Source organism: uncultured Tateyamaria sp. (assembly GCF_947488715.1).
Classification (GTDB): Bacteria; Pseudomonadota; Alphaproteobacteria; order Rhodobacterales; family Rhodobacteraceae; genus Tateyamaria.
On sequence record NZ_CANLAG010000006.1, the window covers coordinates 52,298 to 64,311 of the forward strand.

At 62.0% G+C, this 12,014-nt stretch carries 10 protein-coding genes; 4 read left to right on the forward strand and 6 right to left on the reverse strand.

The annotated features are described in order from the left end of the window. Positions 1-59: 59 nt before the first annotated feature. On the reverse strand, positions 60-1,091 hold the full coding sequence (locus Q0936_RS14295; protein ID WP_299143305.1) for a Hint domain-containing protein: 1,032 nt from the start codon (positions 1,089-1,091) through the stop codon (positions 60-62). A gap of 101 nt (positions 1,092-1,192) precedes the next feature. After that, positions 1,193-2,851: an NAD+ synthase gene (locus tag Q0936_RS14300; RefSeq protein WP_299294131.1), complete on the reverse strand. Its 1,659-nt coding sequence runs from the start codon at positions 2,849-2,851 to the stop codon at positions 1,193-1,195. 179 nt (positions 2,852-3,030) lie between these two features. Here Q0936_RS14300 and Q0936_RS14305 point away from each other — a divergent pair, with 179 nt between their 5' ends. Further along, the gene (locus Q0936_RS14305) at positions 3,031-4,419 is read left to right on the forward strand and encodes a 2-isopropylmalate synthase (protein ID WP_299294129.1); all 1,389 of its coding nucleotides are present in this window, start codon (positions 3,031-3,033) and stop codon (positions 4,417-4,419) included. Beyond that, on the forward strand, positions 4,419-5,105 hold the full coding sequence (locus Q0936_RS14310) for a hypothetical protein (protein WP_299294127.1): 687 nt from the start codon (positions 4,419-4,421) through the stop codon (positions 5,103-5,105). Before Q0936_RS14305 ends, Q0936_RS14310 begins: the two co-directional genes overlap by 1 nt. On the opposite strand, the gene Q0936_RS14315 is transcribed toward Q0936_RS14310, so the two are convergent. From Q0936_RS14315 to Q0936_RS14325, 3 genes are read right to left on the reverse strand one after another with little or no spacing between them, the layout of a single operon-like run. Then, the gene (locus Q0936_RS14315) at positions 5,102-5,914 is read right to left on the reverse strand and encodes a nucleotidyltransferase domain-containing protein (protein ID WP_299294125.1); all 813 of its coding nucleotides are present in this window, start codon (positions 5,912-5,914) and stop codon (positions 5,102-5,104) included. The genes Q0936_RS14310 and Q0936_RS14315 overlap by 4 nt on opposite strands. 29 nt (positions 5,915-5,943) lie before the next feature. Beyond that, positions 5,944-7,470 carry a cryptochrome/photolyase family protein gene (locus Q0936_RS14320; RefSeq protein ID WP_299294123.1) on the reverse strand — a complete coding sequence of 509 codons (1,527 nt, stop codon included), beginning with the start codon at positions 7,468-7,470 and terminating at the stop codon, positions 5,944-5,946. After that, entirely contained in the window at positions 7,467-8,129 is a 663-nt protein-coding gene (locus Q0936_RS14325; RefSeq protein ID WP_299294121.1) for an SDR family NAD(P)-dependent oxidoreductase, read from the reverse strand. The genes Q0936_RS14320 and Q0936_RS14325 overlap by 4 nt, the downstream gene beginning before the upstream one ends. Positions 8,130-8,403: 274 nt before the next feature. Here Q0936_RS14325 and Q0936_RS14330 point away from each other — a divergent pair, with 274 nt between their 5' ends. Continuing rightward, complete coding sequence (locus Q0936_RS14330; protein ID WP_299294119.1) at positions 8,404-9,960, forward strand: 2-isopropylmalate synthase; 1,557 nt, start codon at positions 8,404-8,406, stop codon at positions 9,958-9,960. Positions 9,961-10,029: 69 nt separating this feature from the next. Here the strand turns inward: Q0936_RS14330 and Q0936_RS14335 are convergent, their stop codons facing one another. Continuing rightward, positions 10,030-10,623 carry a YceI family protein gene (locus tag Q0936_RS14335; RefSeq protein WP_299294117.1) on the reverse strand — a complete coding sequence of 198 codons (594 nt, stop codon included), beginning with the start codon at positions 10,621-10,623 and terminating at the stop codon, positions 10,030-10,032. Between the two features lie 310 nt (positions 10,624-10,933). Here Q0936_RS14335 and Q0936_RS14340 point away from each other — a divergent pair, with 310 nt between their 5' ends. Then, a complete protein-coding gene (locus Q0936_RS14340) occupies positions 10,934-11,980 on the forward strand; it encodes a rod shape-determining protein (protein ID WP_299143324.1) in 1,047 nt (348 codons plus the stop codon). Positions 11,981-12,014 lie beyond the last annotated feature (34 nt).

A 12,014-nucleotide genomic window follows, 5' to 3' on the forward strand; every position in this document is an offset into this window, starting at 1 on the left:
CGTGTCGGCAAAGTCACGCCATCCGCACCAGTTCCGGCCTGCGACCCCCGCGCGAAAGGCTACGCCGCGAACAGGAAACCGGGCGCTTTGACAGAGCTGTCCGACGCGCCCAAGCCCAGGATTGTCCGCACGAGTGGCGCTTCGTGACGGCGCAAGATGCGGCGCGCCGGTTTGGCCGCACGCTTTTTCGGAAATTCTGCGCCAAACGTCGCCTCGAAATCATCGTGGGCGGGTTTGGACATGATGCCCCGCATGTCGTCCCCAAGCAAAAGCGTCTCGCTATAGACACCTTGCGTCCGCACGATCTCGTGCCGCTCGAACAGCAGGTGGTGATAGGTCGTCATGCCCGTATTGCGCCGCACAATGGCATCGCCGTCCACGATATGACCCGCCGCGACCAGAACCTCGTTTGTCCCAAAAAATGGCTCGCAGCGCGGGTCCGACACCAGCAAACGGTGCTGCGCCGACACCTGCACATCGTCGCGCGCGCCAAGCAACCCGGCACTGATTGTCACTGGCGCGCCACGGCCCATGCCCGGCACCTCGGATTTGGCAGCCCATAGAACCGGTTCGGCATCGCTGTCGCGGGTGTGGACCAGATCGCCTTGGCGGATGTCCTCGACCGGCTTGGGGCCATCGACGGTATCAATCAGCGTCCCGGTCATGAAACACGAGAAACGATAGTCCTCGGCATTGCGGTCGTAATTGTAGAACCCCGGCGACTGGCCGTTGTTGAAATTGTCGTAGTACCACTGTTCCAGATCAAAGTTCGGCGACCAGACCACCTGCACCAAATCGCCTTGCGGATTTGTCCCTTCGAACACAATTGCACCCTTGTTCCCGCCAATCGGGTCGCTTCGGATCACCACCGCGTTTTCCAGCGAGGTGCCGCCGTTGCCGACAAAGGACAACGACACCTGATCCCCTACCTCGAAATGGCGCGGGTCGTCGTCATCCGGGTGCGTCGTGATCTGAAGGTCACGGGTCGTCGTCGGTGGATAGTCGAACGAACTGGTCCCATTGCCGTTGTTCACGTTGCTGCCCGTGGACGCGGCGAATTCGTTGTTTTCTGCGTAGAATGTGAATGACATGCCTGTGCTCTCTGTTCAGCACAATGCATCTCTGAGAAATCCTCATTTTCCGTAAAAAGCCAACGGCTTAACGGAGATTAATAGCGAGAGTTTTCCTTAAATCAGCTTGGATCGCGCCAGCCGTTCACGATGGGATAGCGCCGGTCCAGCCAAAACGCCCGCTTGGTCAGGCGCGCGCCCGGTGCGGACTGGAACCGTTTGTATTCGCTGAGATAGATCAGCCGCTCGATCTTGCGTGCAACATCCGCGTCGAACCCGGCGGCCACGCAATCGGCAATCGATCCGTCCTGATCCACCAGAATGTCCAGCAACGCATCCAACTCGGGATAATCAGGCAGGCTGTCGCTGTCCTTCTGATCGTCGCGCAACTCGGCGCTGGGTGGCTTGGTGATGATCCGGTCAGGGATCACTTCGCCCGCATTGCCCATCATCCAGTCGCGGTGATTACCATTGCGCCAGCGGCACGTTTCGAACACCCGCGTTTTGTAGAGATCCTTGATCGGGTTGTACCCGCCCGCCATGTCGCCATAGATCGTGGCATAGCCCACTGCGACCTCGGATTTGTTGCCTGTGGTCAACAGCATCTCGCCGAACTTGTTCGACATGGCCATCAACAAAAGCCCTCTGATCCGGCTCTGGATGTTCTCTTCGGTCAGGCCCGCGTCCAACCCTTCGAACAAGGGCGCAAGGGTGGACGTCACCGCCGCCCGCGTTTCAGCAATCGGAACGTAGTCATAGCTGCAGCCCAGCGCGTTGGCGCAGGCTTCGGCGTCTTCCAACGAATGTGGCGACGTATACTCGGACGGCAGCATAACACAGCGCACATTCTCCGGGCCCAGCGCATCGGCGGCAATGGTCGCAACCAGCGCGCTGTCCACACCGCCAGACATGCCCAGCAGCACCTTCTTGAACCCGGTCTTGCCGCAATAGTCGCGCAGGCTGGTTACCATCACGCGGTAATCCTGCTCCCACACGTCGGGATGGCTTGCAATCTCACCGGTCTTCACCCGCCAGCCGTCGGGACCGCGCTCCAGATCCACATGGGATATCATTTCGTCAAATGTGGGCAGTTGCAGCGCCAGCGCACCACCGGGGTTCAGTGCAAAACTGCCCCCGTCGAACACCTGATCGTCCTGTCCACCCACCATGTTGAGGTAAATCAACGGCAAACCCGTCTCGACAACCCGCGCAACCATGTGGTTCAGACGGGTCTCAAACTTGCCCCTGTAATAGGGCGACCCATTCGGGACCAAGAGGAACTCTGCACCCGTCTCTTGCAGTGTCTCAGACACCTCGGGGTGCCAGGCATCTTCGCAAATGGGGCTGCCCACCCGCGTGTTGCCCACCGAATAGGGACCACCCAAGGGGCCTGCATCGAAAATGCGCACCTCGTCGAACACTGTCTCATTGGGCAGGTTGTGCTTGAGCAACCGGCTCACGATCTTGCCGTCGCGGCAAATCAGGTAGGCGTTGAACAGCTCGGCCCCTTCCGTCCACGGACACCCGATGGCCAGCGCAGGCCCATCCGCGCAGTCCCGCGCCAACGCCTCGACCGCCTGCATCGCAGCGGTGTGAAAGGCGGGCTTCATCACCAAATCCTGCGCATTGTAGCCCGCGACAAACATCTCAGGCAGCGCCACAAGGTCAGCGCCAGCGTCGCGCCCCGCCTCCCATGCGGCACGCGCCTTGGCCACGTTGCCGGGAATGTCGCCAACGGTCGGGTTCAACTGCCCCAGGGTGATGCGGAATGTGTCGGCCATGCGGGTCCCCTTCAACGTCCTGTGCTGATGTAGCAGAAAGGACCGCAGAGGAAACCCACCACCGCCCGCTCTCGCACGGCTCACGATTGCGCAACCCCATTGCCCCGCGCGCAGGGCTGTCTTACCCTCACACCGCTTCCCCCGCGACCGGGTGGGCCAACGAATCTGAGGGATGAGCCATGACCGTGCGCAGTTTGATCTTCTGCCTTGCCTTGATGCCGGGTGCCGCCTTTGCCCAGTCGGGCAATGTGCAGACCAAGCAATACGACGACGGGGGCATCTACGAGGGCACGTTCCGCGGCGGTCTCCAGCATGGTCAGGGGACGTACCGCCTGCCCAATGGCTACGAATATACCGGCGATTGGGTGGACGGCGAAATTCGCGGCGAAGGCACCGCACGCTTCCCCAACGGCTCGGTCTACGAGGGCGGCTTTTCCAAGGGCAAACCCGATGGGTTCGGCAAGATCACCTTTGCAGATGGCGGCACCTATGAGGGCGAATGGCAGGGCGGCGCGATCATGGGAGAAGGTGTCCGCATCTATCCCAATGGCGACCGGATCGAAGGCGCGTTCCGCAATGGCAAGGCCAACGGCAAGGCGATCATGCACACATCGGGTGGGTATGAATACAAAGGTGACTGGGTCGATGGTGCCAAAACGGGCATCGCCACGATCACCTATCCAGACGGCGAACTCTATGACGGCCAGGTCAGCGCGGGCATCCGCACCGGTCAAGGCACGCTGACCACCGCCGACGGCCTGATCCTCGAGGGGACATGGACCGACAACCAACTCAACGGCGTGGGCAAGGTGACCCAACCCAATGGCGACGTCTATGAAGGCAACCTGGTCGACGGTCGCCGCGACGGTGCCGCACGGGTCACCCACGCCAATGGCGACATCTACGAGGGTGAATTCAAAGACGACCAACGCCACGGCCAAGGCACCTATACGGGCAGCGACGGTTTCCAGTATGTCGGCACATTCGTCGAGGGCCAGATCGAAGGCACCGGCCAGATCACACACCCCGACGGCGCGATCTATGTCGGGGCCGTGTCCGGCGGTCAGCCCAACGGCGTGGGCAAGATGACCTACACCGATGGTGCCTCCTACGAAGGGGACTGGGTCGAAGGCCTGATGCAGGGTCAGGGCCGCGCGGTTCTGCCCAGCGGAACAGTCTATGTCGGTGCCTTCAGCGGCGCGGCCAAGAACGGCAAGGGCAAAGTCACCACCGCCGACGGCTATACCTATGATGGCGATTGGGTAAACGACCAGCACGCTGGCACCGGCACCTCCACCTATCCTGACGGATCGGTCTATACCGGCACCTTCAAAGACGGCAAACGCCACGGCACCGGCAAGGTCGTCGTGCCCAGCGGCTTTACCTACGAAGGCGATTGGGACAACGGCGAAATCACCGGCGAAGGCATCGCCACCTACAGCTCTGGCGCAGTCTACGAGGGCAGCTTCAAAAACGGCAAACGCGACGGGTTTGGCACGCTGCGCTACGCCACCGGCGAGGAAACGACAGGCGAATGGGAAAGCGGCACGCTGAACGAAGACAGCTGATGCGCGCCGCAGCCACGGCCCTTTTGTGTATCCTCGCGGGCCCCGCACTGGCCGAGTGGGCCTATCTGCCCAGTTGGACCGACCCCGTGGACGGCTTTGACACGCGCGCGGCCACGACGACAAACGCCGACGGCGCGACGCTGCACCTCTACCGCAACCCCATCGGAAGGGTCTATGCGCTGTTCACCCTGCCCGACACGGCGGGCGACGTGGTCACCACTGGCACCGTGATGACCCTCACACCGCAAGGGTTCGAACCCAAAACGGTCGAGGCCCGCGCCGAACGTGGGCGCGTGGTGGAATACGCAATCAGCACAGGCCGGCAGGTCCGCAACCGCCTCTGGCACGGCGAGGGACAGGCCCCGGCCTTTGGCACCTTTCACGACATGCTCGAAGCCTCGGACATAGAGGCCACATTCACCCTGACCGATGGCACCACTCTGGACACATCCTGGTCTACCCAAGGCGCAGCTACTCCCATCGCCCAGGCCATCGGCGTGTCCATGGACGGCATACCCGCAGGCGCCGAATGGGAAGAAACCGCTGCTCAGGCCCTGCTGGCCGCCATGACTGCCTGCCAGTTTCCGAAACTGGATGTGATGTGCGTGCAACACGTCACCGCGTGCAGCACGCACATCAGCGACACCCGCGACATCGACGGTTTTGAGGCCTGCGTAGCCGACTAGGCTGCGTCCGGATCGTATGGGCGCGCGATGGACAGCGCGTCGTGCAACTTGGCCCAGGTTACCTCTTCGAACCGCTCCGGCCAGTCCAGATCAAGCCGCTTTGCCATCGCCCGCGCGCGGGGCAAATAGGCGGCGGCATAGGCCAGATGCGTGTCGATCATGGCCTCACGATTGGGTGCCGCCAGCGGAAGCCCGGTCAGCAGTGCCTTGTGCTCATCCGTGATCAAGCGGTTGAGGTGCAGCACACCTCCACGGTCCGGCGCGCCGGTCTCCTCGATCAGCAGATCAACCAGCAGATTGCGCAAGTGAAACACCCCCAGCACACCGTTGATGTACTCACCGCGCCCTTCAGCCAGATGCAGCAGGCCAAGAACGCGAATGAACTCTTCGAACTGATAGGCGAGCCGCCGGGGGTTGGGGGCGGTGTGGGCCGACCCTTCGGCCAAGCCGTCATAGAGCCCGTCGTGATCGAAAACAGGCCTCAGGGAATGACGCGTCTGCGCGCCCAACTGATCGGGGCGCAAAACGATGACATCGGTGCGCGTCCAGTCGGCTGTGATCGCATTGATCAACACCGGCACGGTGGTCCGATCCCACCACAGCACGATCTCACCGGTGCGCGCGACGGCCTCGCGCCAGATCTGCGCAACCTCGTCGCTGATACCGTCCTGCGTCACGAGGACAAAGTCGATGTCGCTATAGGCATCGGCGCGCCCGTTGCCATGGCTGCCGCTCAGAAACAGGGCGCGCACGGTGGGTTGGTCGCGCAACGCCTCTGCAATGGTATCGATCACGTGCTGATGTGTCATGTGTGCCCCTCGGTACGGGTCGGCGACGCTCAGACCAGCTTGCCTTGCGACATCCGCTCCAGAAAGGCGTCAGCCTCTTCTATCACGGTCGCGCGCTTGGTGTCATCCATCCGGTCCCACGTCCGGTACATGTTGCCCATCCGGGCATTGTTCGAAAACCGGTCGCGGTGCCGGTCCAGGAAATGCCAATAAAGCAGGTTGAACGGGCACGCCCCCGCGCCCGTCTTGACGCTCACCTTGTAATGGCACCCTTTGCAGTAGTCCGACATCCGGTTGATGTAAGCCCCTGAACTCACATAAGGTTTCGACGCAATCACGCCCCCGTCGGCAAATTGCGACATGCCCACGACATTGGGCGCTTCGACCCATTCAAACGCATCCGCATAAACGGCCAGATACCACTCCGACACCTCTCCCGGATCCAGCCCCGCCAACAGCGCAAAGTTCCCCGTGACCATCAACCGCTGGATATGGTGGGCATAGGCTTCGGCCCCCGTCTGCTCGACCGCCTTCGACACACACCGCATCCGCGTCTCGGCCCCCCAAAAGAAATCCGGCAACTTGCGTTGATGGTTCAACCCGTTGCGCCGCGGATACTCCGGCCCCTCGTGGAAATAGATGCCCCGCACATATTCCCGCCAGCCGATGATCTGCCGGATGAACCCTTCGGCGGCGTTGATCGGCGCATCGCCGTCCTTCCACGCCTGCTCCACCGCGCGGCAAACCTCCAAAGGGTCCAGCAGACCGACGTTGATATAAAGGCCAATGACCGCGTGATAGAGAAACCGGTTATCGGCCAGCATCGCATCCTGAAAATCCCCGAACTTCGGCAGTGCATGGGCCACAAAATGCGCCAGCGCCCGCCGCGCCTGCCCCTGATCTGTGGCAAACCAGAACGGGCGCAAGTCCCCGAAATGATTGCCAAACCGCCGCTCGACCAGGTCCAGAACCGCTTCCACCTCCTCATCCGGCGTAAACTGCATCGGTCCGCCAAAATCCACGTCATCCGGCGCAGGCTTGCGGTTGTCGTGGTCATAGTTCCACTTGTCCCCCGCAGGCTTGTCGCCCTCCATCAGCAGGCCCGTCTTGCGCCGCATCTCGCGATAGAAATACTCCATCCGCAACGCCTTGCGCCCCTTGGCCCAGGCCTCGAACTCCTTGTGCGACGCGATAAACCGGTCATCCTCCAACAGGCGCACGGTCAACGGACACTCCTCCAACGCCGCGATCAACCGATACTCACCGGGCCGCGTCGCAATCACCTCCGACGCCCCGTGCTGATCCGCCCGCCGCAACAACTCACCCACAATCGACTGGCTGTTGTCGGTGTCGTCCAACTCGGAATAGGCAACGGTCCAGCCATCCGCCCGCAAACGCGCCGCGAACTTGCGCATCGCGGCAAGGATAAAGGCAATCTTCTTGGGATGGTGCGGCACATAGGACCCCTCCTCGGCCACCTCCGCCATCACCACCACGTCGCGCGCCTTGTCCGCCGCCTTCAGCGCCGCAACGCCCGTGCTCAACTGGTCCCCAAGGACCAAAATCAACCGGCTCACCACGGCACCTCCGCACCGGAACAATCAAAAAAGCCGCCGGTCTGCGCTGGCCCCAACCCGTCCATAACCGCGATCAACTCCGCCGCCGCCTGACCCGGCTCCACCGCCGGATGCCGCCCCAGGTACTTCTCGGTAAAGGCTGTCTTCACCGTGCCGGGATGCAGCGCCACAATCGCCGCCTGCTTGTGCGTGCGCGCCAGTTCCACAGACGCCGTGCGCACCACCTGGTTCACCGCTGCCTTGGCCGCTCGATAGGAAATCCAACCGCCGATCCGGTTGTCGCCAATCGACCCCACACGCGCCGACAACACCGCCAGAACACCCGGCGCATCCCGGTCCAACAACCCATGCGCATGGCGCAACACCAACGCAGGCCCCACCGCATTGAGCGCGAACTGATCCATCATCGCAACCGCATCCAAACTCTTGATGGTCTTCTCCGGCGCTGCCCCACCAATTTCCAACGCGCCCGTGCCCACGACCACCCGCGCATAAGGCCCCCGGTCCGACAGATGCGCGGCCACAGACCCCGCATCGGTGATGTCAAACCCATCCACAGACCGCGACAGCCGATCCACACGCACGCCCCGCGCCTCAAACCCGTCCGCCAGCGCCGATCCGATCCCGCCCGACGCACCTATGATCAATACCTTTTCCATCAGCGGCGACCTAGGCCATCCGCCGCGCCCTTCCACCTTCATTGTTCCCCAAATATGCAATCCAGCGTCGACGCATTTCCGCCCTTCCCATTTCAGGCGCAGCGCGTATAGTCCCGCCCATGACACACGCCACGCATATCCCGACCACACGCCGTTCCGGCGCGTCGCTGCGTGGCCTCCTGCTCCTAATCCGCCTCTGAGCGTGCCCATCGGCGCGACCGCTCAGAGGATGGCTTTCGCGCCAAGGCTTTAGGACAGAAAAAGAGATACGCACATGACCCAAGACAAAGTTGTCATTTTCGACACAACCCTCCGCGACGGCGAACAATCCCCCGGCGCGACCATGACGCACGCAGAAAAGCTCGAAATCGCGGGCCTGCTGGACGACATGGGCGTCGACATCATCGAGGCCGGATTTCCCATCGCCTCCGAGGGTGATTTCAACGCCGTCTCCGAAATCGCCAAGAATGCGACCAATTCGGTGATCTGCGGCTTGGCCCGCGCGCAATTGCCCGACATCGACCGCTGCTGGGAGGCGGTGAAACACGCCGAACGCCCCCGCATCCACACCTTTATCGGCACCTCGCCCCTGCACCGCGCCATTCCGAACCTCACGCAGGACGAAATGGCCGAACGCATCGAACAGACGGTGACCCACGCCCGCAACCTTTGCGACAACGTGCAATGGTCGCCCATGGACGCCACGCGCACGGAACTCGACTACCTCTACCGGGTCGTCGAAATCGCGATCAAGGCAGGTGCCACGACCATCAACATCCCCGACACGGTCGGCTACACCGCCCCACGCGAAAGCGCGGATCTCATCGCCAAGCTGATCGAAAACGTGCCCGGCGCGGATGAGATCGTCTTTGCCACCCACTGCCACAACGACCTCGGCATGGCGACGGCCAACTCCCTCGCCGCGGTTGAGGCGGGCGCACGCCAGATCGAATGCACGATCAACGGTCTTGGCGAACGCGCAGGCAACACGGCGCTCGAAGAAGTCGTGATGGCCCTCAAGGTCCGCAACGACATCATGCCGTTCCAGACCGGCATCGACACCCGCAAGATCATGAACATCTCGCGCCGCGTCGCCACCGTCTCGGGCTTCCCGGTTCAGTTCAACAAGGCGATCGTGGGCAAGAACGCCTTTGCCCACGAATCCGGCATCCACCAGGACGGCATGCTCAAGAACGCCGAAACATTCGAGATCATGCGCCCCGAGGATGTGGGCCTCGCCGGGACGTCCCTGCCGCTTGGCAAACACTCCGGCCGCGCCGCCCTGCGCGCCAAGCTCGAAGAGATGGGTTTTGACGTCGGAGACAATCAGCTCAAAGACGTGTTCGTGCGGTTCAAGGACCTCGCCGACCGCAAAAAAGAGGTGTTCGACGACGATCTCATCGCCCTTATGCGCACCTCAACCGACACCGAGGATGAGCGCCTCAAGATCGAGAAGCTCGCCGTGCGCTGCGGCACCGAAGGGCCACAAGTGGCGGATCTGGTGATGGACATCGACGGCACGCGCCACATGACCACCCAAACCGGCGACGGGCCTGTCGACGCGACTTTCAACGCGGTCAAGGCGCTGTTCCCACATGAGGCACGCCTGCAACTCTATCAGGTCCACGCCGTGACCGAAGGCACAGACGCCCAGGCCACCGTATCCGTCCGCATGGAAGAAGACGGGCGCATCGTGACCGGCCAATCCGCCGACACAGACACCGTTGTCGCCAGCGCCAAGGCTTACGTACACGCGCTCAACCGCTTGCTGGTCCGCCGCGAAAAGGGTGGTTCTGACAAACGCGAAGTCAGCTACAAGGACGCCACCTGAGGTGCGCGATGAACGCGCACCCTACCATCACGCGTAGGGTGCGTACTTACTGCGCACCGCTACACGACGTCAGCCGCTGGTGCCGTCCGCTTCAAACATCAGGCGCAGTGTCACCGGCACTGCACGCACGATGTTGGGCAAGCTCGCCAGCTCCATCAACTTGTCCACGCCGGGGTCAATCTCTGCATCCGCTGTCGACAGGAAAATCATGCTGTCGGTCGTGACCATGACCTTGTCCTCGGCCAGGCGCATGATGAACAGATCACCATAAAGCGGCACTTCGACGCCCAGCAGTTCCAGGTTTCCGTCCACTTCCATCACGGTGCTGTCGCCCACCGCCACTGCGTCCAGTACCGCCATGTCGATTTGCGCGTCAATCGCGGCACGCGGCGCGTTCTTGAACACATATTCGATCATCCGCTCATTGCGGATATCGATGTTCGTCTCGACGGAACTGAGGTCGATGCCCAATGCAACCGCACCGTCCGCACCCACTGTGCCGTCGATGGACTTAAAGCTGTGAACCTCACCCAAATCGTTGAATTTGATCGACCCAAAGGCCAGCTTGGATGCGGCCCCATCCAGGGTCCAGCTGTCGGCCTGCGCGGCCCCTGCTGTCAGTGCCAGAGCCAGCCCGAAACAGGCAGTGCGAAACGAAGTCATGTGATCCTCCCGAAATCCTATGTGGTCCCGGCTGCAATGGCCAGGGCATGACGGAAACAGCGCAGGCGGGCCATTTATTCATCCACGACCGAAAATAATTTCTAGACGGAACCGCAGGTTGGCAAAAGACCGCCGACAATGCCCCGTTTTCGGCCCTTTCACCCCACCCCTCACAGCCCTATAAAGCGGGCGGTCCGCGCCTCGTTCTGAGTCGCGGACCCAACGTTATTGGGACACGACGAAGGCCCCTGACAATGGCCCCAAACAAAGGGCCCAGACAAAGGCCCCAAACAAAGGCAAGGTGCGCAGCATGTCGATATTCGGAAATCTGGGCGGACTGTTTTCGTCCGACATGGCGATTGACCTCGGCACCGCCAACACGCTGGTCTACGTCAAAGGGCGCGGCGTGATCCTGTCCGAACCTTCGGTGGTGGCCTATCACGTCAAGGACGGCGTCAAGAAAGTACTCGCCGTGGGTGAGGACGCCAAGTTGATGCTGGGCCGGACCCCCGGCAGCATCGAGGCCATCCGCCCCATGCGCGAAGGTGTCATCGCCGACTTCGACACCGCCGAAGAGATGATCAAGCACTTCATCCGCAAGGTCCACAAACGCTCGACCTTTTCGAAACCGAAAATTATCGTCTGCGTCCCCCACGGCGCGACCCCCGTTGAAAAACGCGCCATTCGCCAATCCGTTCTGTCCGCAGGCGCCCGCCGCGCGGGCCTGATTGCCGAACCTATTGCTGCGGCCATTGGCGCAGGCATGCCCATCACCGATCCCACAGGCAACATGGTTGTCGACATCGGCGGCGGGACAACCGAGGTGGCCGTGCTGTCGCTGGGCGACATCGTCTACGCCCGCTCGGTCCGCGTTGGTGGCGACCGCATGGACGAGGCGATCATTTCCTACCTGCGCCGCCAGCAGAACCTTCTGGTCGGTGAAACCACGGCTGAGCGGATCAAAACCTCCATCGGCACAGCGCGTATGCCCGACGATGGGCGCGGCACCTCGATGCAAATCCGGGGGCGCGACCTTCTGAACGGCGTGCCCAAGGAAATCGAAGTGACCCAGGCGCAAATCGCCGAGGCCCTCGCCGAACCCGTCCAGCAAATCTGCGAGGCCGTGATGACCGCGCTTGAGACCACACCGCCAGACCTCGCCGCCGACATTGTCGATCGGGGTGTGATGCTGACGGGGGGTGGTGCGCTTTTGGGTGATCTGGATCTGGCCTTGCGCGAACAAACCGGGCTCGCCGTGTCCATCGCGGATGAAAGCCTGAACTGCGTGGCGCTTGGCACCGGCAAGGCGCTGGAATACGAAAAACAGCTGCGCCACGCCATCGACTACGACAGTTAAAACACCGGCTGCGAAATTTAACATAATATGTCCC